The organism is Aeromonas sp. PrichA-15 (assembly GCF_017939245.1).
Lineage (GTDB): Bacteria > Pseudomonadota > Gammaproteobacteria > Enterobacterales > Aeromonadaceae > Aeromonas > Aeromonas caviae.
In genome coordinates, this window is the sequence record NZ_JAGKRH010000036.1 from 1 (window position 1) to 23,683 (window position 23,683).

The window sequence follows — 23,683 nt, forward strand, 5'->3', positions numbered from 1 at the left end:
CGGTATAACCTGGCCAGAAGGAGGCAATATCAATATGATGCACGGCGACAGCAGGGTGATGGTGGTGGTGTGTTTGGCGACAACCAGTTTACCAGCACCCTGTCTGTCAACTTCCACTTTCCCAGGATCCCGCGAAGAACCTTTTTATTGCGTCAGGCCAGTGGTTTGTACGCCGACACCAGCAACAGCATGGGGCGCTCCGCCTCCTCCGCCAGGGCCGGGTTGGCCGCAATCTGCGCCGCCGTCGGCCCCCACTCCTCCACGCGGCGGATCTGGAACCCGGCGGCGACAAGGGCATTGAGGTAGGTGCCCAGGGTGCGGTGATACTTGACCACCCCCTCCGCCAGCCAGTTGCTGACCCGCTTGCCCTCCGCCTGATAGCCGTTGACGGGCCAGGAGCGGCGTCCCTCTGCATCCACCAGCCAGCCTTGCGGCTGCGGGCAGGTGAAGATGGGGTGCTCCACCGAGAACACCAGGCTACCGCCAGCCACCAGCGCACGGTGGATCTCCGCAAACAGCGGCGTCACCTCGGGCAGGTAATGGAGCGCCAGGGAGCTGTAGATGAGATCGAAAGGCTCATCGGACAGCGCAAGACCGTCCAGATCCCCCTGCCGATAGCGGATGGCCTCATCCCGGGTCAGCTCGGCGGCACGGGCCAGCATCTTCGCGGAGAGATCGATACCGACCACATCGGCAGCCCCGAGATCTCTGGCTGCCCGGCAGAACCAGCCATAACCGCAGCCCAAATCCAGCACCCGCTTGCCGGCAAGATCCGGCAGCATGGCTTGCAGCGCCGGCCACTCCGGCGCCCCCGCCAGCCCGTGAAGGGAGCGTGGCAGTTGGGCATAGCCCTCAAAAAACCCTGGTTCGTCATAGATATTTTGTGACATTGCACTGTTTCCTCTTGAAGATGGTCAGCCTCTCTGGCCAACGACCCGGCCCTTGCCAAGCATACCCGTCGGTCATGACAAACCATAAAAAAAGCAGAGACCCGGGCGGGCCTCTGCTCTGTCTCGCACCCGCAGCCTGGCTGCGGGGCAACAAAAAAGGCCATAGACGAGGCAACGTCTATGGCCTTGGTTCAGTCGTGCGGCAAGGTCACGGCTCCCGCGAGGTAGCGAGATCCGGTCGTCACTGCACGATGAATGGATGGGAGGTCTGGGCCTCCACCGGCTCCGGACAATGCTTCATCGTGCGCATCTGTACGGAGTTCATTCGGGTCACTCGCTGATCCGAAGCATAAAGGGTCATGTCACTCACCCGGCCGGGCCGGTTCCATCAACACATTGAAAAATCTGGTGCCACTCTAGGGGACAGGAGTCTCAGAGGCAAGCCCGGCAGATCATGTTTGCCGACCCTCTCACCCCAGCTTCTTCTGCCAGAACATAGCCCGGCCCACCTCGGGATCGAGCTCATAACCCGCAAAGCCGCTGGCGCGATAGGCAGCCTGGGCCACCTTGTTCCCCTCCAGCACCTCCAGGGTCAGCTTGCAGCAACCGAGCTCCCGGGCGAGCCGCTCCGCCTCCGCCAACAGCCGCTTGCCGATGCCCTGGCCGCGATGGGCAGGGTGCACCGCCACGTCGTGGATATTGAGCAGCGGCTGACAGGCGAAGGTCGAAAAACCCTCGAAGCAGGTGGCAACGCCAGCGGGCTCCCCATCGACCCAGGCCAGCAGCACATGAGCACCGGGTCGCGCGGCCAGGGCGTCGGCCAGATTCGCCTTCACCTCGTCCGCCAGTGCACTGCCGCCCCCCATCTCGTCCCTGGCGTATTCGTCCAGCATCGCGATCAGCGCCTCGCCGTGGCGAGGGTTGTGCAGATCCGCCCTGATGATCTCGACCATGTTTCTCTCCCTGTGTGTTCCGGATGGTGCGCCAAGGCGCGAGGCCACCATGGTAGCGTCCCCTCCGAACCGAACCAAGGTTCCCCCGGCCTTTTCCCCGAGGTTCCAGCCCCCTCAGTGCCTGCCGCCAATGATCTCTTTTTCTTGCATCTTCTCCTTGCAAGGCAAATGAAAATCAATATCATTAGCAACCTCTCGCGATGAGAGAAATCAATAATTACAATTAAATCAACAATTTCAGGCCGATTGGTCGACAAAGAGTCACACCCAGATGAACCATTCCAACTCCCCGCGCGCCTTGCTGGGCGTCGCCTTGCTGGCGGTTTGCACCAGCCCCCGTGCCGAAGACGAAACCCTGACCGTGGTCGGCAAACGCAGCCAACATGAAGAGGTCGCCACCGCGACCCGTACCGCCACCCCGGCCAAGCTGGTGCCCCAGAGCATCGAGACCGTCAAGGCAAGCGAGCTGACCGCCTTCGGCCAGCCCACCCTGAGTGAAGCCCTGACCGGCATCCCTGGCGTCAACGCCAGCGGCGACACCCGCTTTGACGGCGTCACCATCCGCGGTTTCAGCGCCAGCAACGACTTCTACCTCGACGGCCTGCGCGATGACATGCAATACACCCGCGACCTTGGCAACATCGAACGGCTCGAAGTGCTCAAGGGCCCCGCCGCCGTGCTCTACGGCCGTGGCAGCACGGGCGGCATCGTCAACCGGGTCAGCAAGGTTCCCCAGAAGGGGCAGGCCTCCAGCGTCAGCGCCCAGGTAGGCAGCTTCGACAGCCGACGCTTCGCCGCCGACCTCAACGGCGAGGCAGGAGAGCGGGTACAGGTGCGCCTGAACCTGGCCCAGGAAGACAAAGACAGCTTTCGCGACGACGTGACCAGCAAGCGCACCCTGCTGGCCCCCTCCGTCAACTGGGAGATCACCGACACCCTGAACTGGCTGGTGCAATACGAGCGCAACGAGCACGATCGCACCCCGGATCGCGGCATTCCCGGCGTCGATGGTCGCCCGGCGGATGTCCCCATCGAGAGCGTCTACAGCGACACCCGCCGCGACTTCATCGACGATGTGGCCCAGTCCACCCGCTCCCGCTTCACCTGGGACATCAACGATCAGTGGCAACTGCGCCAGCAGCTCGGCTACACCACTCTCGACAGCCAGTTCGACAACACCTATGTCACCAGCGTCAAGGGTGACAAGGTGACCCGCGCCCGCTGGCAGCAGGATCTCAAGGCCAGCAGCCTCACCAGCAACACCGAGGCGGAAGGCCAGTTGCAAACCGGCCCCGTCGCCCATCGTCTGCTGGTGGGCCTGGAGCAGGGCTGGCAGGATCGCACCCCCAAGCTCTACCAGAACGCCAACCCGATCCCGGCAGGCAACCTCTATGATCCGGGCTCCCTGCCCACCTACGACGGCGCCATGAAACTCTCCAGCGACGCCCATCACAGGGTGCGCGGTGTCGGCCTCTATGTGCAGGATCAGCTCAGCCTGGGCGACTGGCACCTGCTGGCAGGCCTGCGCCGCGACGACTTCACCGTCACCAGCCGCCGCAACGACCTCGACAAGGAAGAGACCCTCTCGGTCACCAGCCTGAGTCCGCGCCTGGGCCTGGTGTGGAACCCCATCGAGGAGCATGCCTTCTACACCTCCTACAGCAAGACCTTCACCCCGGTGGGCGGCGAGCTTATCGGCATCACCCCGGGGGACAAGAACAACAACCTGGATCCCCAGCACACCCGGCTCTATGAAGGGGGCGTGAAGAGCGACTGGCTGAACGGCCGCCTCGCCACCACCCTCTCCCTCTACCGGCTGGAGATGTACAACAAGCGCAGCAAGGATCCGCTGGATCCCACCCGGGTGATCCTCACCGGTCTGCAGCGCACCGACGGCATCGAGCTGAGCGCCCGTGCCCAGCTGACCGACGAGATCTATCTGCGCGGCGGCGTCGCCATCCAGGATGCCGAGCAGGTCAAGGCAGACGCGGACCTGCAAGGCAAGCGACCGATGAACGTCTCCCGCCAGAACGGCCAACTGTTCGCCGGCTACCAGAGCGGCAAGCAGGGCTGGTTCGGCGAGACCGGGATGACGGCGGTGGGGGATCGCTTCGCCGACAACGCCAACACCACCACCTTGCCCGGTTACGCCCGCTTCGACGCCCGTGCCGGCTACCGCTGGCCCCAGTGGGAAGCCCAGCTGAGCGTGGAGAACCTGACCGATCACGACTACTTCGTCAGCGCCACCAGCGCGGCCCAGATCATGCCGGGCACGCCCCGTCAGCTGCACCTGACCGCCGCCTACCGCTTCTGATCCTCCCTGTTTACCGACCCCTCTGGCCAGCGTTCGCTGGCCAGATTGTTATGAAGCACCGAACGATGACACGCAGAAAACTCCCCCTGCACAGCAACAAGTGGGTGCGCCGCATCCACGCCTGGGCCGGCTTTGCCACCCTCACCCTGATGCTGCTCTACGGCCTCACCGGCCTCTGGCTGCAACACAGGGCCGTGCTGCCCCTGCCCGGTCCCCACACCGCCAAATCGAGCGAAGAGATAGTACTGAGCACGCCGCTGGCCAGCCCGGATGAATTGAAAGCCCTGCTGCAACAGCGTTATGCAGACATGTTCGAGGAGGGGCGACCCCAGATCACCCCGCCCCAGACCCTGCCCACACCATCCGGCGCCCTCACCCTGCCGGCCCGCTGGGAGCTGCGCGGTGTCACCCTGAGCGAAAGCGTGGCCGCCAGCTATGTGGAAGGCACTCTGCTGGTGCGCACCGAGCTGCAGCAGGCCAACTTCGCTGCCAGCCTCAACCGGCTGCACCGTGGCATGGGCACCGGCCTGCCCTGGCAACTGGTGGGAGATCTGGCGGCCCTGGCCATGCTGCTGCTGGCCCTCACCAGCCTGCTGATGTGGAACAAGCTGCACGGCCCCGCCGGTCGCGGCATCACCCTGCTGCTGCTGGGCGCCCTGGTCACCGTGCTGGTGGCCCTGCTCTAGCCCTTTTACCGACACCAAAACGGGATCCCGCTCCCGGCGGCGGTAACCTTGCCCGCACCTCGGGTAACAAAGGGTAACCGGCCGCCGATGGGGGTCACAGTTGGCGACCAGGCGGCTGGATAGGGAGCACCTGCGGCTGATAGGGTGCGCCCAGCTCCCGAACGCCACGAGGAATCATGCGCATCTCCAGCATCGAATGCGGGCGAGTGGTGGCCATCCTGGCCGTGATGACCATCCATCTCTCCCCTTTCAGCAACCCCTTCGACCCCGCCCTGTGGGACAGCACGCCCTACCCTCTGGTCGGGGCCGTCATCAACCAGCTCTGCCGCTTCGCGGTGCCGCTGTTCTTCCTGTGCGCCGGTTACTTCTTGCAACCCGCCCTCGCCGCGGGCCACCCGCTGACGGTCGCACTGCGCTACTGCCGACCCCTGCTGGGGCTCTGGCTGGCGTGGAGCCTGCTCTACGTGCTGATACCCTTCAACCCGCTCGCGGCGGTGAGCGAGGGCTACCTGCCCGCCATGGCGGGCCAGTGGCAGATGCAGCTCGGGGATCATCTCAACGTCTGGTGGGTGGGCGGCATGATCCACCTCTGGTTCCTGCCCGCCCTGATGGTGGCGGTGCTGATCCTGGGGCTCTGCCAGCAGGCCCGCCTGCCAAGGCTGGCCCTGCTGCTGGGGGCCCTGCTCTACAGCCTGGCCCTGATCGGTGGCTCCTATGGCCCGCTGCTGCCGGGGGGCGAGTGGGCCCTGCTGACCCGCAACGGCCCCTTCTTCTCCTTGCTGTTCGTGGCTCTCGGCGCCGAGCTGCGCCTGCGTGCCTGGCAGCCGGACGCCAGGCGCTGCGCCCTGATGATGATGGCGGGGATGGGGCTTTATGCCCTGGAGGCCGCAGGTCTGCTGCGCGTTGCCGCCGTCCCCCTCGCTCGTCATGATTTCCTGCTGGGTTCGCTCCCCTGGGCGCTGGGGCTGTTCGGCCTGCTGCTGGCCAACCCCGCATGGGGCAAAGGCAGCTGGCTGGAGCGCCAGGCCCCCAAAGTGCTCGGCCTCTACTGTCTGCACATGATGCTGGTGGTGTGGCTGATGATCTTCGGCCCCCAGGGCAAACAGGTGTGGTGGGAACTCCTCAAGGTACCCGCGCTGCTGGCGCTCACTCTGCTCGGCTACCGACTGCTGGCGGCCACCGCCCTCAGCCGCTGGTTGCTGCGGGCTCGCTAGAAACAGGACCCTGACCAGCCAGCAGATCAACGTGGTTCAGCGCAAAATCGTGCATCTGCTGAAGCAGGGGGATCAGGGCGACGCCAAGGGGGCTCAGGCTGTACTCCACCCTGGGCGGTACGTCGGGGTAGAGGGTGCGGATGATGACACCGTCGCTCTCCAGCTCCTTGAGCTGGGCGGTGAGCACCTTCTGGCTCACCTCGGGCAGGCAGCGGCGCAGGTCGCCAAAGCGCCGGGTCTGTTCGCGCAGATGAAACAGAATGGCCGGCTTCCATTTGCCGGTCAGCAGGCTTAATACCTGATAGGCGGGACAGGGCAGTGAGGGCACGGTATGGCTCGTGAGTGGTTACTTTGCGGTAACTATGCCACGAAAATGTGCCTTCTTGCAGCCAAGATACCGGCTTCCTATGATGCGGATTCCGTCAATCAACGCCCACGAGAGGTTTATCATGCCCAGCCTGCTGCAGATCCATTTCAACTTCCCCGCCGAGATGATGGGACCGGCCCTCACTGCTGCGGCCATGCCGCTGGCCGACTCCATCACCCGGGAGCCGGGCTTCATCTCCAAGATCTGGACCGAGAACCCGCGCACCGGCGAGGCGGGCGGCATCTATCTGTTCGAGGATGAGGGGAGCGCCCTCGCCTACGCCACCATGCACGAGCAGCGGGTGCTCGCCATGGGCGCCAGCGCGGTGCAGTACAAGGTGTTCGACGTCAACGAGCCCCTGAGTCGCCTCACCAAGGGCATCGCCTAGTCCGAGCGGGGCTCAGAACCTCAGGGTCAAGCCGATATTGGCCTGCCACTGGGTGATCAGCTCCCCCCTCACCCGAAAGGCGCAGATCTCGGGGTTGCAGAGAAACTGGCTGTCGTCGTTGACCAGGGCACCATAACCGCGCACCTCGGCCCGCACAGCCAGATGTTCGGTCAGGCGCGGCTGCACCCCGAGGGCCAGGGACATGGAAGGGGCCGTCTCGCTGTCGTAGGCATCCAAGCGGGTGACCCCTATCCCGGCACCGATATAGGGGGCCATCAGGTTGTCCGAGAGAGTCAGGGCCCCGGCAAACTGCAGGGTGTCCACCGTCAGCCTGTCGGGCAGTTCGGGGGACACCCGGGTCGACTGGTGGCTGTAGAGCAGCTCCACCATGCCGGGGTCATCCACCTCCCTGCTGATGAATAGCCCCCAGCTGCCGGAGCGCTCCCCTTGCAGGGTGTCTATGTCGCTCCCGTGCGGCGTGGGGGCCGGCTCGTCCATGGCCCGAAAGTCGATGGCCGAGCTGTATCCCGCAAAGGGAGTCAGCTGCCAGCCCGTCGCCGGGGGCTCGGCTGCCCAGCCCGCCAGGGGCAGCAGCAGCCCCGGCACCATCCCCATCGCTCCTCTCATGTGCTCATCCTTTGGTGAAAGACCTGCGCAAAGCATATCAGAGCGCCCGTCTCCCACACTGGACGGGGGCTGTACCAGCCCCATTGCCCCGCTCCCGATGGAAATATCTGTGCTCCCCGGGGTTATTCATCCGGGATTAACCTCGTCCCCGTAAGCTGGCGGCGCCACAGCGGTGGCATCAACAGACGAGGATCTCAGGAATGGTTGCCGCGCAACTCAACGACCCCCAAAGCACGCTCTCCGATACCCTGAGGGCCACCGCCCACGCCATCGAGGAGAGCCACATCAGCCTGCGCCAGATGCTGGCCCTGGTGGGCGAGCAGGGCATGCTGCTGTTTTGCGTGCTGCTCACGGTTCCCTTCCTGCTGCCGGTTTCCATTCCCGGCGTCAGCACCCCCTTTGGCCTGCTGATCCTCTTCATCGGCATCGGCATCACCCTCAACCGGGTGCCCTGGCTGCCCGCCTTCCTGATGGAGCGCCGCTTTGCCGCCGAGCACCTCAAGCCGACCCTGCACAAGGGGGCGGATCTGCTGGCCCGCATCGACCGCTTCATCCGCCCGCGCCTGCTCATCCTGACCGGCAGCGTGACCATCAACCGCTGCAACGGCCTGCTCATCATGCTGGCCGCCCTGCTGCTGATGCTGCCGCTGGGCGCCATTCCCTTCACCAACGCCATGCCCGCCTGGGCCATCCTGCTGCTGGCCATCGGCATGTTGCAGCGGGACGGTCTCTTCGTCGCCCTCGGCTATGCCCTGGTCGCCGCCACCCTGGTCTGGTTCAGCGCCCTGGCCATCGGCCTGCTGATGGCGGGGCAGAATATCTCGACCCTGTTCGGCTGATCTGGCCCGGCCAAATGAAAGAGGGCGACCCCGGGTCGCCCTCTTTCCTGTTCACTGCGCCCCTCAGGGCGCCCCATCATGGGCCACCCGGTTGCGCCCGCCCCGCTTGGCCCGATAGAGCCACTCGTCCGCCCGGGCCAGCACGGTGCCAAGATCCTCTCCCGGCCGGATCAGGGTGGTGCCCAGACTCACGGTCACGGGGGCGGGATCCGGCGCCATGGCCGCCACTGCGGCGCGGATCCGCTCCGCCACCTTCAGCAATATCCCCTCGTCGATCTGCGGCAGCAGGATCAGAAACTCCTCGCCACCGCTGCGCACGAAGAGATCCTCCCCCCGCAACTGGGCAGAGACGCACTCGCAGACCCGGCACAGGACCTTGTCACCGGTCTGGTGGCCGAAGCGATCGTTGATCTGCTTGAAGTGATCGAGATCCAGCATGATGAGGCCGGTGAGATGCTGCCCCTGCACCCTGTGGTGATACTGGTCGAAGAAGAAGTGGCGGTTGTAGAGGCCGGTGAGCTGATCCGTCTCCCCGAGCCGCTTGAGCCGCTGTTGCAGCTCGTGCTGGCGGGTGATGCTGCGGGTCATCCAGGTCACCGCCCGCTTCCCCTCATATAAAGAGGGCAAGGGCGCTATCTTGCCCTCGAAACGCTGCATTCCCTGGGGCCCGGCGTCGGCGTCGATGCCGTCCACCTCGGCGGGGGAGAGGTCATACTCCACCACCTGCACTTGGCCGCTGGCGAGGGCCTGAGCCACCTGCGCCATCACCCACTGCGCCTTGTCCTCGGGCAGCACGTCCAGCAGTTGTCTGCCGATCAGCGGGTTGCCGTTCTGGTAGGACTGCTGCTCCATCCCGCCGATGTACTCGATGTAGTAGCCATCTTCGCTGAGGATGAAAACGGGATCCGGCAACTGGGCCATCACTTCGTAGAGTTGTGCCACTGAGAGCGCCATCCGAGCTCCTTACTATCCATGGGAGTAGGTCCCTGTACTCCTGTTATACAAGACTCATGGAGTATCGCACAGGGGCAGAAAGCTGCCTGCCGGGCGGGAAGGATGCGATCGGTGACGTGTTCACCGGACAAGCCTCCGGCAAAGTGAATGGTAGCAATCGGGGATGCTGTCAGAACCAGAATTCTCAGACAGTCAGGAAGGTGTTTTTGCCTTCAGGCAGTGCGACATGCCAACCCCTGTGACGTCAGGGGCGCCACAGGGGTATTCCCGCCCCCGGACAAGGGGGGCAAGGCCGGATCCCGGTCAAGAGGGATCCGGCGAGCCGGCATCAGCGGGCTGCGGATCGGCTGGCATTCCAGAGCAGTTCACCGCTCTTGAGATCCATCAGGCTCATGGCGAGCCGGTAGCGGCCCCCTTCAGAGAGGAGATCCCCGTAGAGCATGTAACCCGCCCCGGTCTGGCGACCCAGACGCACCAGGGAGGCGGGGTTCATGCCCCCCTGCTGGTATTCAAGCTGACCCGTGATGGCCGCCACCTGGCCCGGGTCTGCGAAACGAAAGCCGCTATTGGCCTGAATGCGCTGGATCATGGCCACCGCCAGGGGCTGGGTGCTGAAGGGCTCACCTGTACCGTTCTGGGGCGCCATCAGCAGCAGTACCGGGCTGCTGCCCGCCAGTGCCTGCACATCGGCGGCCTTCAGGAAGTCATCGGCCAGGGCGACCGCCAGCCCCGTCGGTGCCACGGGTTTGGGAGCAGGCACCGGCTCGGCCTTGTCAGGCTCGGCCACGGGTTTCTCTGGTTTGGTCACCGGCTTGTCCGGCTCGCCGACCGGCGCAGGCGTCCCCCCATAGGGATTGACCGCACATCCGCCCAGCAGCAGGGCACCCACCATCAACAAGGAACGCAGCTTCATCTTTTCTCTCCGCCAGAAGTCCGCAGGACGGACTTCGCCAAAAGCCCGTGGGGGCGGAGCACCAGCCCCGCATCCCTCCCATGCTAGAGACAAACCGGCTCCGGGTCGATGCGCAGCCGGCAATCAGGCGACAGGGATTGGCCCAGACAGGTGTATAAGGCAGGACAAGAACACAATACAGATGTCATGTGAATCTCAACCAAGCAACATCAATCCGCAGCCCCCCCCACAATATCGAGACTCCTTTCCCCAGATTGACCACTTATGAACGAGAAACATCCAACACAAACACGTCAATTAGGGAAAGTGCGAACAAGTATCCCACGAACAAAAAATGAAAATTTTAGTCATTTAATATCAATGGGTTACCATTAAATGCTCTCGTGCCATATGACTTATTCGCACCTTCCCTAGTTTGAAAGCCTCATCCAGAGTCAGTTATTTCCGATACTACGCCATATATCAGATAGTTGGGGATATTTCCCTGTTGATATTGAGAGGTGTGACATGAACGAGCATTACAACGCACACCGTACTAACTGGCCAAGATCGGGCGCGGTCTTGGTTCCCCCTCTTATTCGCTGAGACGAACCCGCTTGTCCAGGCCGCGAGACAGGATGTCGAGCGAGCGGCGCCGGGCCATGGATGGCCCGTCGGCGCGTGCCGTCGGACAAGCGGGTGAGACGAAGGAACCCGACGAAGTCGGGCGAATAAGCGGGGGTGGCCTTTCTTTTGGTGACTTTTCTTTGGCCACGCAAAGAAAAGTTACTCGACCAAGCCCGAAGGGCGGGCGAAACCCCTTCGAGGCCAGCGGCCTCGCGTCCTGCACGGCAAGGCCGTGCCACCACACAACGGCTCCTGCCGCCAACACCATGCCTCGGAACGGACGATTACGCCTGACGGCTAATCGACCCTACGATGGCAATGAAATGCCGCATAAAGACCCCTCCCCAGCCCTCCCCTTCGCAGGGGAGGGAGCCAAAGGGTCGCCACCAGCAAGGTGTGTGGCCGAACGGCGCCCAATCGTTATACCGGGCGCCGCCGGTAAAGGGGGGCGTGGCCGCCCCTATCGGCCCAGGAAGGGTTCCCAATCCTTGAACACCGGCTGCAACCCTGCCTGCCGCACGGCGGCGGCCACTTCCCCCACCGGCCTGTCGTCGTGGATGGCGAACTGCTCCAGCTCCTCTTTATCCCCCTCGGCATAGCCACCCGGCTGGGTGCGCGACTCGGCCGACATCTGGGTGATGCCAAGGCGCACCGCGCCGTTGCGAAACGTAGCCGACTCGCGGGTCGAGAGGGACAAGTCCAGCGTGGGCGAGAAGAGGCGCCAGGCGCAGATAAGCTGGGCCAGCTGGCGATCCGATATCACAACCTCCGGCTCCAACCCCCCGGTGCAGGGGCGCAGGCGCGGGAAGGAGAGCGAGTAGCGGCTCTGCCAGTGGTGGCGCTCCAGCCAGGCGAGGTGCTCGGCGACAAAGTAGCTGTCGGCGCGCCAGTCCGAGGAGAGACCGATCAGCGCCCCCAGCCCTATCTTGTCGATACCGGCACGGCCGAGCCGATCCGGCGTGGCGAGGCGCCATGCGATGTCCCGCTTGTTGCCACGCAGATGGTGGCGGGCATAGGTGGGGGCGTGGTAGGTCTCCTGATAGACCATGACCGAATCGAGGCCGAGGGTTTTCAGCTCGGCGTATTCGTCCTGAGAGAGGGGCTGCACCTCCATCCCCACCGTGCTGAAGTGACGGCGGATGATGGGCAACACCTGCCGAAAATAGGCGAGCCCCACCTTGTGCTCGTGCTCGCCGGTCACCAGCAGCACGCTGTCAAAGCCGCGCGCCTTGATGGCCAGACACTCGCGCTCAATCTCCTCGCTATTCAAGGTCTTGCGCTTGAGGCGGTTGCTCATGGAGAAGCCGCAGTAGGTGCAGTCGTTGGCGCAGAGGTTCGACAGATAGAGGGGCACATAGAAGCCGATGGTGTTGCCAAAACGCTGGCGAGTGAGCCGCTCGGCCTCGGCTGCCATCTGCGGCAGATACGCCTCGGCGGCCGGGGAGATCAGCGCCATAAAGTCCGCCAGGGTACGGCGGGAGGTATTCAGCGCCCGCTCTACATCGGCGGCGGTCTTGGCGCGGATCTGCATGCCGATATCGTCCCACTCCAGCTCGAGCCATCTATCGAGAAAACTCTCCGACTTTCTCTCAACCCCCTCCCGGCCTCCCCCTTCACAAGGGGGAGGTGTTAATCCGCCCCCCCGACCTCCTACTTCACAAGAGGGCGGAGTCGATACTCCCTCCCCTGGCAAGGGGAGGGTCGGGGTGGGGCCATTGGCATGCTGACTCATAACGCCCCCAGAAAATCGGTAAGCGGGCTGGAGGCTTGGGCCTGCAGGGCGCGGGCGCCGAGACCGGCTTCATAGGCACTGCGCCCGGCGGTGCAGGCCAGCGCAAAGGCGCGGCCCATGGCGATCGGGTCGCCGCTCACCGCGATGGCGGTGTTGACCAGCACGGCATCGGCGCCGAGCTCAAAGGCGGCGGCCGCATGGCTCGGCGCACCGATGCCCGCATCCACCACCACGGGCACATTGGCTTGCTCGACGATGATGGAGAGAAACTCCCGGGTCACCAACCCCTGATTGGAGCCGATGGGGGCGCCCAGCGGCATCACGGCAGCGCAACCCACCTCTTCGAGCCGCTTGCACAGCACGGGGTCGGCCCCGCAGTAGGGCAGCACCACAAAGCCCTCTTTCACCAGCTGCTCGGCGGCTTTCAACGTCTCGATGGGATCGGGCAGGAGGTAACGAGGGTCGGGGTGGATCTCGAGCTTGAGCCAGTTCGTGCCCAGCGCCTCGCGGGCGAGGTGGGCGGCAAATACCGCCTCGGCTGCGGTCTTGGCCCCCGAGGTGTTGGGCAGCAGCTTGACCCCGAGTTGCCGAAGGGGCGTGAGGATATCGTCGTGGGCCTTGCCCGGTTCGAGGCGCTTGATGGCCATGGTCACCAGCTGGGAGCCGCTTGCCTCGATGGCGGCGGCCATCAGTTCCGGGCGGGCAAACTTGCCGGTGCCGGTGAAGAGGCGCGAAGAGAAGGTGTGATCGGCAATCTTGAGCATGTCAGCCTCCCGCCACAGTGGTAAGTAGAGATGGAGTGCCGCCGCAAGGCAGAACACGCGAAGATGGGACTGCGAGCATCATGGGTCAGCCTCCGGCAATGGCGGTGAAGAGGTGGAGTTCGTCCCCGTCATTGAGACGGGTCTCGGCCCAGCGGCCACGGGGCAGCACGGCGCCGTTAAGGGCCACCGCTACCCCCTGAGGGGGAATCTCCTGCACCGCCAGCAGCTCAGTCAGGCGCTGGCCGGTGGGCAGCGTCAGCTCGATATCGTTCAATCGGATCTTCATGGTTAATTCTCCTGAGCCGGGTGGGTGCTGCCGCAGACCGGGCAATCGGGGTCGGGAGCCAGCGTGAGGGTCTGCCACTGATGGGTCAACGCATCGAACCGGCGCAATGTGCCCGCCACCGGGCTCGGCATCCCGAGCAGCAGTTTCAGTGCCTCCAGCGCCTGCAAAGAGCCCATCACCCCGACCAGCGGGCCGGTGACACCGCTGGTCTCGCAGCTCTGACTCACCTTGGTATCCAGCGGATAGAGGCAGGCGTAGCAGGCGTGATCGCTGCTGGTGCGCACCATCAGCTGCCCCTGCCAGCCCACTGCGGCGGCACAGACCCAGGGCTTGCCCTGGGCCACGCAGGCGGCGTTGATGGCCTGGCGGGTGGCGAGGTTGTCGCAGCAGTCGATCACCAGATCCACCTCGGTCACAAACCCCGGCAGGCTGGCGGCATCGAGTCGCTGATTGATGGCAATCAGCTCCACCAGCGGGTTGTGGGCCGCCAAGCGCTCGCGGGCCAGCTCCGCCTTGGAGTGGTTGACCGCCTCGCTATCGAACAGGATCTGGCGCGGCAGGTTGCTGGAATCCACCGTGTCGCCATCGGCCAGCCACAAGGTGCCCACCCCGGCGCCGGCCAGATAGAGGGCGAGCGGCGAGCCGAGCCCGCCGAGGCCCACGATCAGCACGGATTTATCTTTCAGCCGCGCCTGACCTGCTTCCCCCACTTCCGCCAGCATCAGCTGGCGGCCGTATCGCAGATACTCTTTGTCACTGAGAGAAGCGGCATCAGAGCGCATGTTCTGCCTCCCGTATCACGCAGGCCGAGCGCGGTTCATCCCCCGCCCCCACGGCAGCGAGCAGCCGCTCGGTCGCGCCCTGCCAGTCATCGCTCGCCGTGATGGCCGAGACCAGCGCAATGCTGCCGACCCCGCTTGCCTTGACCGCCGCCACCCGCTCCTCGCTGATGCCACCGATGGCCACCGTGGGCCACTGCGCCATCAGGGCGCGGTAGTGGTGCAGCCGCGCCAGCCCCTGGGGGCGCGAAGGCATCGCTTTGGTGTTGGTCGGGAAGATATGGCCGAGCGCGATATAGGAGGGGGCAAGCTCGCGGGCCCGCATCAGCTCGAAGTAGCCGTGGGTGGAGATGCCAAGGCGCAGCCCCGCCGCCTGAATGGCGGCGAGATCGGCGGTCTCCATATCCTCCTGCCCCAGATGCACGCCCCAGGCCCCCGCCTCGATGGCCTGCTGCCAGTAGTCGTTGATAAAGAGCCGCGCCCCATGGCGGCGACCGAGCGCGACCGCATCACGAATGGCCGGCGCCACCTCTGTGGCGGGCAGATTCTTGATCCGTAGCTGGATGGTCTTGACCCCGGCCCCCAGCAGACGCTTGAGCCACTTGACCGAATCCACCACCGGATAGAGGCCGAGGTGGTGTTCGGTCGGCGCGAAGGGGCCCTGCGGCAGACGGGCGCTGCTCGCGTCATAAAGTCCGAAGCGGCGATCGAGCGGCGATCCCGCCAGCACGGCACGGGGGAAGTGGGCAAGATCAGCAGGCCAGCCGAGATGGGCGATGGGGCCGGGGCCGGCCCCCACCCCTTGCGCCGCCGCCAAGCCCTGTTGCAGGTAGGCGCGCGCCAGGGTGATGGCGTCCTCCACCGGATAGTCCTGCGCCACCACGGCGGCGATGGCGCTGGCGTAAGCGCAACCGGTGCCGTGACCGTGGCGGGTATCGAGGCGCGGCGCGGCGAGCCAGAATTCGCGGGTCTCATCCTGGTAGTAGTCGAGGCAGAGATCCCCGCCCCATTCAAGGTGGCCCCCCTTGACCAGCACGGCGCGAGCGCCGAGTTCGCGCAGCCGCCGGGCGGCGAGGCGCACCAGCTCGGGACTGGTGGCGGGCAGGCCGGTCAGGGCTTCCAGCTCGGGACCATTGGGGGTGATCAAGGAGAGGCGCGGCAGCAGGTGCTCGCGCACCGCCACCAGCATGCCGGGCTCCGCCATGGGGGTGCCGGTGCTGGCGATGGCCACCGGGTCGTAGACCACGAAGGGAGCCTCGACGGTCGACAACCTGCGTGCCAGCACCTCCACATGCAGCCGGGTCGGCAGCAGGCCTATCTTGATGGCGGCGGGTGGCAGATCCAGCCCCAGGGCATCGATCTGGGCGGCGAAGGTCTGCATCAGCACGGGGTCGACCATCTTCACCGCCACCGAGTTCTGGGCGGTGATGGCGGAGATGACAGAGCAGCCGTGCACGCCGAGGTCATGCATTGTGTGCAAGTCGGCCTGAATGCCGGCCCCGCCGCCGGAGTCGGACCCGGCGATGGTCCAGACCACGGGGCGGGCCTGCGTCACGGCGGACAGGTCGGCGGGGCTGACAGCCCCGCGCTCGCAGCTCACGCCTCCTCCCCTGCGGCCTGCTTCAGGGTCGCCGCCTGATGGTAGATCTCGCCGCCGGTCTCCTTGAAGGTTTCAGCCATGCGGGCCATGCCGCTCTCCACCTCGGCCACCACCCGCTCCTGCTGACCGTCCATGCCGACCAGCTTTATCTCTACGGCTTCCAGCTTGGCGGCGTAGTCGCGCACGTCCTGGGTGATCTTCATGGAGCAGAACTTGGGCCCGCACATGGAGCAGAAGTGTGCCACTTTGCCGGACTCCTGAGGCAGGGTCTCGTCGTGGTAGGCGCGGGCGGTGTCGGGATCCAGGGCCAGGTTGAATTGATCCTCCCAGCGGAACTCGAAGCGCGCCTTGGACATGGCGTTGTCGCGGATCTGGGCGCCCGGGTGGCCCTTGGCAAGGTCAGCAGCGTGGGCGGCGATCTTGTAGGTAATGAGCCCCTGCTTCACGTCCTCCTTGTTGGGCAGGCCCAGGTGCTCCTTGGGGGTCACGTAGCAGAGCATGGCGCAGCCGTACCAGCCGATGAGCGCGGCGCCGATGCCGGAGGTGAAGTGATCGTACCCCGGTGCAATGTCGGTGGTGAGCGGGCCCAGGGTATAGAACGGCGCCTCGTGGCAGTGCTCGAGCTGCTCGGTCATATTGCGCTCGATCATGTGCATGGGTACGTGGCCGGGGCCCTCGATCATCACCTGCACGTCGTATTCCCAGGCAATCTTGGTGAGCTCGCCCAGGGTGCGCAGCTCGGCGAACTGGGCCTCGTCGTTGGCGTCATAGACGGAGCCCGGACGCAGACCGTCACCCAGCGACAGACTGACGTCATAGGCGGCGCAGATCTCGCAGATCTCGCGGAAGTGCTCGTAGAGGAAGTTCTCCTTGTGGTGCGACAGGCACCACTTGGCCATGATGCTGCCACCACGCGACACGATGCCGGTGAGGCGCTTGGCAGTCATCGGCACGAAGCGCAGCAAGACGCCGGCGTGGATGGTGAAGTAGTCCACCCCCTGCTCGGCCTGTTCCAGCAGGGTGTCGCGGAACAGCTCCCAGGTGAGGTCTTCGGCGATGCCGTTGGTCTTCTCCAGCGCCTGGTAGATGGGCACGGTACCGATGGGCACCGGGCTGTTGCGCAGGATCCACTCGCGGGTCTCGTGGATGTAGCGGCCGGTGGAGAGATCCATCACGGTGTCGGCACCCCAGCGGGTGGACCAGACCAGCTTCTCCACTTCCTCTTCGATGCTGGAAGTGACCGCCGAGTTGCCGATGTTGGCGTTGATCTTCACCAGGAAGTTGCGGCCGATGATCATGGGCTCCGCTTCCGGGTGGTTGATGTTGCTGGGGATGATGGCGCGACCGGCGGCCACCTCATCGCGCACGAACTCGGGGGTGATGTTCTGGGGCAGTCTGGCGCCAAAGCCCTGACCCGGGTGCTGGGTGCGCAGGAGTTCTGAGCGCACCCGCTCGCGGCCCATGTTCTCGCGCAGGGCGATAAATTCCATCTCGGGAGTGACGATGCCTTGGCGGGCATAGTGCAGCTGGGTGACCCGGCGGCCCGGCTTGGCACGGCGGGCGCTCGGCAGATGTTCGAAGCGCAGGTGATCCAGCCCCTCGTCCGCCAGCCGCTCCTGAGTGAAGGTGGAGCTCAGCCCGTCCAGCGCGTCGGTGTCATCGCGCTCCAGCACCCAGTTCTCCCGCAGGCGCGGCAGACCGCGGCGCACGTCGATGGGGGCGGCCTCTTCCCCATAGGGGCCCGAGGTATCGTAAACCGGCACCGGCTCGTTGGGCTCGAACTGGGGAGCGTCCTTGGTGCCGCCGACGAAGGTGTCGGCCAGCTGGATTTCCCGCAGTGGCACCCGGATGTCAGGGCGAGAACCCTGGATAAAGATGCGGCGGGAGTTGGGGTGCGCCATCCCCTTGAGGTTGTCGATAAAGGTCTGGGCGCTGGAGCGCTGCTCGCGGCGGCTGGATTTGGTGGTATCAGATACATTGGTAGACATAGCAAAACTCACATTAACTGGTTGAAGTTATGGGTGTTTGCTTGTCTGGAGTTCGAGGAGAAGATGAACTTGCGGCGGGGTGTGCTCGGGGGAGTGAGCCGGGCATGGATCTTCCCTGCTCTGCCGTCCCGTTGTTTCCCTAGTCTGGAAACCCGGCGCCCTAAGGACAACCGGACGGGACAACCTCCCCCTGTGCGCCTGTGCCAGCCAGAGGCGGTCTGCCTCCAGCTGGCGGGAAGGTGTGCCTTCCCTAGCGCGGTAACCCGCAAGTTACCCTTGTTTCCCTTCGCAGGTCTTAACCTGATCAGGTTCCACGGATCCCGAATTAACGGTCTCAGCTTAGCGTCGTTCGACGGTCAGCACTCCGACAAGATGTGCGCCAGTATAAGTGGGGAAATTTAAAGTACAAGCCATTAACAAGGGGAAAGGGAGAGAGGTCTCACTCTTCGGCGTCGAGGGGATCCTCGGGGTCGGGAATGAGGATATCGGTGAGGCGGCCCTCTTCATCCCGGCTCAGCACCAGGCGGCGACCCGGTTGCAAATCGGCAGCGCTGCCGTTGATCCAGCGAGTGTCAGCATCAAACACCAGCACGCCGAGTTCCTGTAGCAGCAATGCCTGCTGATTGTGGGTGAGCAGTCGATCCTCCGCCCGCCGCCAGCTGGCCCCGAGCGCCGGATCCGGCGCCCCGTCGAGCACCCGGATCGTCTCGGCGACGCCGTAGCGGCTCTGGATCGCGAGGTGCATGCCGGGCACGAGTCCGTCCGGCTGCGCCACGCCGTGCAGTTCGGCACTGCCGAGCTCCAGCTCAGCCCCCTGGAATTGCAGGCGCACCCCGTCGTTGTGCTCCAGCTCCACCAGCCAGAGCTCGGCGTCGTCGGCAAGGGTGCAGAAGGGCAACAGCAGCAGGCAGAGTGCGGTTCGGGTCATGGCAGGCGGTCCGGGGTCACGGGGTGAGGTTTAACTATGGCCCCGGACGGGCAATTTTTCCCGGTCCGCCCTGACCGGTCAGTCATCCTCCCGGCACTGGCTCAGGCGCATGCCGTCAAACTTGCACTCCAGCTCCAGCCAGCGTCCCTCGAACGGGGAGAGGCTCCCATCCGAGGTGACATAACCCCAGATCCGTCCCCCTTCCACCGGCCCTTCCAGTTCCATCTCGTCCTCCTCTTCCAGCGCCTCCACCTCGCGAACGAGCCGCCGCGCCCCTGCCGCCGTCTCCTGCACGACCCCTTCCAGATCGACCCAGGTCCCGCCGAGATCGTCCTCATCCAAGCCATCCTTGAAGCGGGTGCGCTCATCGATCACGAAGGGAATGCCATTGACCATCAACTGGCCAAGCTGCCAGGTGGTGCGGCCCGTGAGCTTGAACTCGGCCGCCTGCACCAGACCAAAAGGCAATAGAATCAATAACCAGAAGGCGCAGAGAGACTTCTTCATCGGGGATCCTCGGGGTTACACTGGCACACAGGATGACCCATCCGGTGTGAAATGGCCGTGAAATAGCGGCACAGACCAGGAGATCAGAGCATGAAAATACTGGTGGTGGAAGACAGTCCCCAGGTGGCGGAGACCATCATGGACTATCTGGCGCTGGCCGGGCACAGGGTGGACTGCGCCTATCATGGCCAGGCCGCGCTGCAACTGCTGGCCCAGGAGCGCTTCGACGTCATCATCATGGACGTCATGATGCCGCGCCTCGACGGCCTGCGTACCGTGGAGCGGCTGCGTGCGGACGGCATCGCGACCCCGGTGCTCTTTCTCACCGCCCGTGACAGCCTGGAGGACAAGCTGGCAGGCTTTCGGGCGGGGGGCGACGACTATCTGGTCAAGCCGTTCGCCATGGAGGAGCTGGAGGTGCGCCTGGAGGCCCTCAGCCTGCGTGGCCCCAGAGGGGACATGGGCGTGCTCTGCTTTGGCGATCTGACGGTGGATCCCGCCAGCGGCCGCACCACCCGCGCCGGGGTGGAGCTCAAGCTCGGCAAGATCCCGTTCCAGATCCTCACCCTGCTGGTGAAGCGCGCGCCCCAGCTGGTGACGCGCCAGGAGGTGCTCGACACCGTCTGGGGCGACGAGGAGCCCGACTCCGACGCCCTGCGCAGCCACATCTATGCCCTGCGCAGCGCCCTCGACAAGCCCTTCCCCACCCCCATGCTGGAGACCCTGCACGGCCAGGGCTACCGGCTGGTGACCCCATGACGAACCCGACGCCGCCCCTTGCCTCCGGCCTGCCGAGCCTGCGCCGGCGCCTGGTGCTGGCGCTGGGAGGGGCCGGTCTGCTGCTGCTGGTGATCCTGAGCCTGCTGATGGTGGTGGCCGAGAACAAGATGGAGGAGCTGAGCCTGCGCCACTGGCTGGAGGCGGAGGCAACCCGCTATGACGACGACTGGTTGCGCCTCGGGATGGCGGCCCCCGCCCCCAGTCCGCGCCAGTTCTCCAGCTACTGGACAGAGGCGGGCCGCCTGCCCGCCTGGCTCAAGGCCTACCAGAGCTCCGGCTTCTTCGAGCATCAGCTGGGCCGGGAGGACAAGCACTTCCTGGTACGCGCCCACCCCTCGGGTCAGGGGCTGCTCTATCTGGTGTTCAACGACGATGCGGACGACTACCTCGACCCTTACGAAGCCAAGCTGCATCTGGTGACCCGCCTCATCGGCCTGGCCCTGCTGCTGGGGAGCCTCGCCTTCGGCATCTGGCTGGTGCGTCACATCACCAGGCCGCTGGAGCGGCTGCGCCAGCGGGTCGCCCACCTGACCCCGGATCAGGGGGACTTCGTGCCCGATGCCCCCTGGCAGGAGCTGCGAGAGATAGAGCAGGCGCTGCTGGCGGGCAAGCACGAGGTAGCCGCCGTGTTTGCCCGTGAACAGGAGTTCAGCCGCTTTGCCAGCCACGAGCTGCGCACCCCCAACATGGTGATCCAGGGATCCGCGGCCCTGCTCGGCAAGGTGAATGACCTGCCCGCCCCGGCAGCCCGCGCCGTCAGCCGCATCCGCGCCGCCGCCGACGAGATGGCCCTGCTCACCGAAACCTTCCTGCTGCTGGGACGCAAGGAGGCCGTGGAGCGCCCGCCCCAGCAGGTGGCGCCGCTCATTCGCCGGGAGCTGACCCGCCTCGCTCCCCTGCTGCAACGGGAGACGCTGGACATTCGCCTGCAACTGGACGAGGAGAGCGAGGTGCAGGCCCCCCTCTCCCTGCTCGCCATCGCCCTCGGCAACCTCTTGAAAAACGCCCTGAGCTACGCCGAGGGGCACATCGAGATCACCCTGCACGAGCAGGTGCTCACCATCAGCAACCCCACCGCCGCCGCGCCGGATCAGATCCTCGGCTACGGCTGCGGTCTCACCATCATCCAGCGCATCTGCGAGAAGCTGGGCTGGCAGATTGAGACCCATCTGGTGGAGGGGGTCTTCAGCGCCCGGCTGGTGATGATCCCCGGCGCCCCCGGGGCGGCATAACCCCCTGATTCCCGGCCCTTCTTCCCGGCTGTTCAACACTGTGGGAGAAGGGAGACACTTCCCGGCAAGCCCGCAGCCTTCCAGCCCACCCCCCAGATAGCAACAAGGCGCCCGAGGGCGCCCTGTGTTTACCTGTCTGACACTCGTTTGGGACTCATTCCGCCGGCTTGTGCTTGCGGCTCGCCTTGAGCTCGAGGAACTCGATGATCTTGCCCGCCACGTCCTTGCCGGAGGCGGCTTCCACCCCCTGCAGACCGGGGGAGGAGTTCACCTCCAGCACCAGCGGGCCGCGGGCGCTACGCAGGATGTCCACCCCGGCCACGTCCAGCCCCATGATCTTGGCGGCCTGCACGGCGGTGGCACGCTCTTCCGGCGTGATCTTGATGGCTTCGGCTGTGCCACCCCGGTGCAGGTTGGAGCGAAACTCCCCCGGCTGGGCCTGGCGGCGCATGGCGGCCACCACCTTGCCGTTGACCACCAGGCAGCGGATGTCGGCGCCGTTGGCCTCGCGGATGTACTCCTGCACCAGGATGTTGTTGTTGGTCTGGATAAAGGCCTCGATGACGCTCTCCGCGGCCTTCTGGGTTTCGCACAGCACCACGCCAATCCCCTGGGTGCCCTCCAGCAGCTTCACCACCAGGGGGGCGCCCCCCACCATGGTGATGAGATCCGGTACGTCGTGGGTGCTGTGGGCATAGCCGGTCACCGGCAGGCCGATGCCGTGACGGGAGAGCAGCTGCATGGCTCGCAGCTTGTCCCGGGAGCGGGAGATGGCCACCGAGCTGTTGAGAGCCATGGTGCTCATCATCTCGAACTGGCGCAGCACGGCGGTGCCATAGAAGGTGATGCTGGCACCGATGCGCGGGATCACGGCGTCATAGCTCTCCAGCTCCCGTCCTTCGTAATGGATGGAGGGGCTGTGGGAGGCGATGTTCATGTAGCAGCGCAGGGTGTCGAGCACCTCGACCTGATGCCCACGGGCCCGGGCCACCTCGACCAGACGGCGGGTGGAGTAGTTGTTGGGCTCACGGGATAAAATGGCAATATTCATGGAAATGGCAGACCTGATAATCGGACTGGAGAGTATAAGGTGCCATGAACGACTGGCAACGCCAATCCTTTCCCCTCACCATGCGCGGTTCTGCAAGAACAGGCAAAAACCGAGAGTGCCGCACTCAAGAACAGACCGTTCTGCAAGACGGCGCCAGCCACCAGCCCTCATGCCCGATGGCCCACAGCGACGTCAATGGGGGCCGCGCAGCCCTTGCTGCAACTCAAGCAGCAGGGCGACCTCCTGCAAACGGCGCGCCGTGGTGCCGGCCCAGCCTCCCAAAGGCACGGGGGCCAGCAGGGTCTGGGCGATGCAGTGGCGATAGAGGGGTCCCTCATGTTGCCAGCCCCGCATCCCGTCGACGTCGTGATGGTGCAGCCACTCCAGGTTGCCGCGGCGAAGCAGCTCGATGCGCCGCCCGTCCTTGAAGTGCAGGCAAAGCCCCTTCTTCTCCACCCCGGGACCGGCATACTTGTCGAGCCAGAGGGTCAGGGGCACCCCTGCCGCCTCGCCGCGCAGGCAGGCTCGCCCCTCGGCGGTCTCCAGATCCCCGCGCCGGATGGGCTGCCCCAGCCGGTCGCAGACGTCCTCCGCGATCAGGTGCAGGCGGTCGTCTCCACCCAGGGCCACCAGCAGTTCCCGGATCATCGCCAGCAGATGGGTGCCGATGTCGAGGATCACCCCGTCTGGATGGCGCAGGACCCGCCGATCCGGCTCCCCGGTGGCGAAGTTGAGGGCACAGGGATGCCCCGTCTCGTCCAGGCCGCAGGGTTCCAGCAAAAAGCCCTCCACCGCGCTGATATCGGCGAGGGTGGCCAGCCCGACCCCGGCGAAGCCTGGTGCCCGAGGCTGCCAGCCTTCATCCAGTTTGCCGCTCAGCAGCAACTGCTGGATGGCATTGCGGGCCATCCAGTGATCCAGCGCCAGCACCCTGGCTGCGACCTCGGGGTCCGCCAGCAGGGCGTGCAGGCGATCGTGCTGGGCCAGGGTGGCCACCACGGGTTTCTCCACCAGGATGAGGGGAATGGCGCTGGCCAGTGCCTGCTCCAACACGGGCAGATGCAGCAGGGAAGGGGTGGCGATCACCAGCCGATCCAGGGGTTTGGCCAGCAGGGCTTCCAGGGTCGGCGCAGACATGACGCCGGGCAGGGTGATGGCGGGATCAAAGCCCCATATCTCGGTATTTTCGGCCAGGGCTGCGAGTGCAGGCAGATAGGCTGTCTGCACCACAGCCCCCAGACCGACAAATCCAATCTTCATGGCAACCTCGATATGGCGTGCGTAC

General features: G+C 65.2%; 23 protein-coding genes and 1 riboswitch. Of the genes, 7 read left to right on the plus strand and 16 right to left on the minus strand.

The annotated features are described in order from the left end of the window. Window positions 1-152: 152 nt before the first annotated feature. Both J9889_RS07030 and J9889_RS07035 read right to left on the minus strand, forming a co-directional pair. Window positions 153-890: a class I SAM-dependent methyltransferase gene (locus J9889_RS07030; protein ID WP_052814445.1), complete on the minus strand. Its 738-nt coding sequence runs from the start codon at window positions 888-890 to the stop codon at window positions 153-155. A gap of 470 nt (window positions 891-1,360) precedes the next feature. Beyond that, on the minus strand, window positions 1,361-1,843 hold the full coding sequence (locus J9889_RS07035) for a GNAT family N-acetyltransferase (protein ID WP_052814444.1): 483 nt from the start codon (window positions 1,841-1,843) through the stop codon (window positions 1,361-1,363). A 271-nt stretch (window positions 1,844-2,114) separates the two neighbouring features. Between J9889_RS07035 and J9889_RS07040 the strand changes: the two genes are divergently transcribed. From J9889_RS07040 to J9889_RS07050, 3 genes are all read left to right on the plus strand, one after another. Then, window positions 2,115-4,157 (plus strand): TonB-dependent siderophore receptor, encoded by a 2,043-nt coding sequence (locus J9889_RS07040; RefSeq protein WP_210556202.1) that lies wholly within the window; start codon window positions 2,115-2,117, stop codon window positions 4,155-4,157. Window positions 4,158-4,222: 65 nt separating this feature from the next. After that, complete coding sequence (locus J9889_RS07045; RefSeq protein ID WP_052814442.1) at window positions 4,223-4,843, plus strand: PepSY-associated TM helix domain-containing protein; 621 nt, start codon at window positions 4,223-4,225, stop codon at window positions 4,841-4,843. A 176-nt stretch (window positions 4,844-5,019) separates the two neighbouring features. Next, window positions 5,020-6,057 carry an acyltransferase family protein gene (locus J9889_RS07050; RefSeq protein WP_052814441.1) on the plus strand — a complete coding sequence of 346 codons (1,038 nt, stop codon included), beginning with the start codon at window positions 5,020-5,022 and terminating at the stop codon, window positions 6,055-6,057. On the opposite strand, the gene J9889_RS07055 is transcribed toward J9889_RS07050, so the two are convergent. Beyond that, window positions 6,029-6,385 (minus strand): helix-turn-helix domain-containing protein, encoded by a 357-nt coding sequence (locus J9889_RS07055; protein WP_052814440.1) that lies wholly within the window; start codon window positions 6,383-6,385, stop codon window positions 6,029-6,031. The two genes, J9889_RS07050 and J9889_RS07055, sit on opposite strands and share 29 nt — an antisense overlap. Window positions 6,386-6,506: 121 nt before the next feature. Here J9889_RS07055 and J9889_RS07060 point away from each other — a divergent pair, with 121 nt between their 5' ends. Continuing rightward, the gene (locus tag J9889_RS07060) at window positions 6,507-6,812 is read left to right on the plus strand and encodes a monooxygenase (RefSeq protein ID WP_052814439.1); all 306 of its coding nucleotides are present in this window, start codon (window positions 6,507-6,509) and stop codon (window positions 6,810-6,812) included. A 12-nt stretch (window positions 6,813-6,824) separates the two neighbouring features. Here J9889_RS07060 and J9889_RS07065 read toward each other — a convergent pair whose 3' ends face one another. Further along, window positions 6,825-7,439 carry an outer membrane beta-barrel protein gene (locus J9889_RS07065; protein WP_052814438.1) on the minus strand — a complete coding sequence of 205 codons (615 nt, stop codon included), beginning with the start codon at window positions 7,437-7,439 and terminating at the stop codon, window positions 6,825-6,827. 200 nt (window positions 7,440-7,639) lie between these two features. Between J9889_RS07065 and J9889_RS07070 the strand changes: the two genes are divergently transcribed. Further along, window positions 7,640-8,278: an exopolysaccharide biosynthesis protein gene (locus J9889_RS07070; protein ID WP_010672675.1), complete on the plus strand. Its 639-nt coding sequence runs from the start codon at window positions 7,640-7,642 to the stop codon at window positions 8,276-8,278. A 63-nt stretch (window positions 8,279-8,341) separates the two neighbouring features. On the opposite strand, the gene J9889_RS07075 is transcribed toward J9889_RS07070, so the two are convergent. From J9889_RS07075 to J9889_RS07120, 10 genes are all read right to left on the minus strand, one after another. Beyond that, window positions 8,342-9,232, minus strand: coding sequence for a sensor domain-containing diguanylate cyclase (locus tag J9889_RS07075; protein WP_052814437.1), 891 nt, complete (start codon window positions 9,230-9,232; stop codon window positions 8,342-8,344). 328 nt (window positions 9,233-9,560) lie between these two features. Further along, a complete protein-coding gene (locus J9889_RS07080; protein WP_010672673.1) occupies window positions 9,561-10,145 on the minus strand; it encodes a hypothetical protein in 585 nt (194 codons plus the stop codon). Window positions 10,146-11,211: 1,066 nt separating this feature from the next. Continuing rightward, window positions 11,212-12,483: a 2-iminoacetate synthase ThiH gene (gene thiH, locus J9889_RS07085; RefSeq protein ID WP_202211755.1), complete on the minus strand. Its 1,272-nt coding sequence runs from the start codon at window positions 12,481-12,483 to the stop codon at window positions 11,212-11,214. Beyond that, a complete protein-coding gene (locus J9889_RS07090) occupies window positions 12,480-13,247 on the minus strand; it encodes a thiazole synthase (RefSeq protein WP_052815867.1) in 768 nt (255 codons plus the stop codon). The genes thiH and J9889_RS07090 overlap by 4 nt, the downstream gene beginning before the upstream one ends. An 85-nt stretch (window positions 13,248-13,332) precedes the next feature. Then, entirely contained in the window at window positions 13,333-13,533 is a 201-nt protein-coding gene (gene thiS, locus J9889_RS07095) for a sulfur carrier protein ThiS (protein WP_039040452.1), read from the minus strand. A 2-nt stretch (window positions 13,534-13,535) separates the two neighbouring features. Continuing rightward, on the minus strand, window positions 13,536-14,315 hold the full coding sequence (locus tag J9889_RS07100; protein WP_052815866.1) for a HesA/MoeB/ThiF family protein: 780 nt from the start codon (window positions 14,313-14,315) through the stop codon (window positions 13,536-13,538). Further along, window positions 14,305-15,912 carry a thiamine phosphate synthase gene (gene thiE / locus J9889_RS07105; RefSeq protein WP_052815865.1) on the minus strand — a complete coding sequence of 536 codons (1,608 nt, stop codon included), beginning with the start codon at window positions 15,910-15,912 and terminating at the stop codon, window positions 14,305-14,307. The genes J9889_RS07100 and thiE overlap by 11 nt, the downstream gene beginning before the upstream one ends. Further along, the gene (thiC, locus tag J9889_RS07110) at window positions 15,909-17,900 is read right to left on the minus strand and encodes a phosphomethylpyrimidine synthase ThiC (RefSeq protein WP_052815864.1); all 1,992 of its coding nucleotides are present in this window, start codon (window positions 17,898-17,900) and stop codon (window positions 15,909-15,911) included. Before thiC ends, thiE begins: the two co-directional genes overlap by 4 nt. Before the next feature lie 263 nt (window positions 17,901-18,163). Beyond that, window positions 18,164-18,277: riboswitch (TPP riboswitch) on the minus strand. A gap of 62 nt (window positions 18,278-18,339) precedes the next feature. Continuing rightward, entirely contained in the window at window positions 18,340-18,828 is a 489-nt protein-coding gene (locus J9889_RS07115; RefSeq protein ID WP_041214323.1) for a hypothetical protein, read from the minus strand. 78 nt (window positions 18,829-18,906) lie between these two features. Continuing rightward, window positions 18,907-19,335 carry a hypothetical protein gene (locus J9889_RS07120; protein ID WP_029313554.1) on the minus strand — a complete coding sequence of 143 codons (429 nt, stop codon included), beginning with the start codon at window positions 19,333-19,335 and terminating at the stop codon, window positions 18,907-18,909. A gap of 90 nt (window positions 19,336-19,425) precedes the next feature. On the opposite strand from J9889_RS07120, the gene J9889_RS07125 reads away from it, so the two are divergent. Together J9889_RS07125 and J9889_RS07130 are read left to right on the plus strand one after the other, a co-directional pair. After that, window positions 19,426-20,094, plus strand: a complete 669-nt coding sequence (locus J9889_RS07125) for a response regulator transcription factor (RefSeq protein WP_052815862.1) — start codon at window positions 19,426-19,428, stop codon at window positions 20,092-20,094. Continuing rightward, a complete protein-coding gene (locus J9889_RS07130; RefSeq protein ID WP_124812829.1) occupies window positions 20,091-21,347 on the plus strand; it encodes a HAMP domain-containing sensor histidine kinase in 1,257 nt (418 codons plus the stop codon). The genes J9889_RS07125 and J9889_RS07130 overlap by 4 nt, the downstream gene beginning before the upstream one ends. Window positions 21,348-21,501: 154 nt before the next feature. Here J9889_RS07130 and rimK read toward each other — a convergent pair whose 3' ends face one another. Further along, a complete protein-coding gene (rimK, locus tag J9889_RS07135; protein ID WP_010672657.1) occupies window positions 21,502-22,398 on the minus strand; it encodes a 30S ribosomal protein S6--L-glutamate ligase in 897 nt (298 codons plus the stop codon). Window positions 22,399-22,590: 192 nt separating this feature from the next. Further along, window positions 22,591-23,658, minus strand: coding sequence for a Gfo/Idh/MocA family oxidoreductase (locus tag J9889_RS07140; protein ID WP_052815860.1), 1,068 nt, complete (start codon window positions 23,656-23,658; stop codon window positions 22,591-22,593). Between the last annotated feature and the right edge of the window lie 25 nt (window positions 23,659-23,683).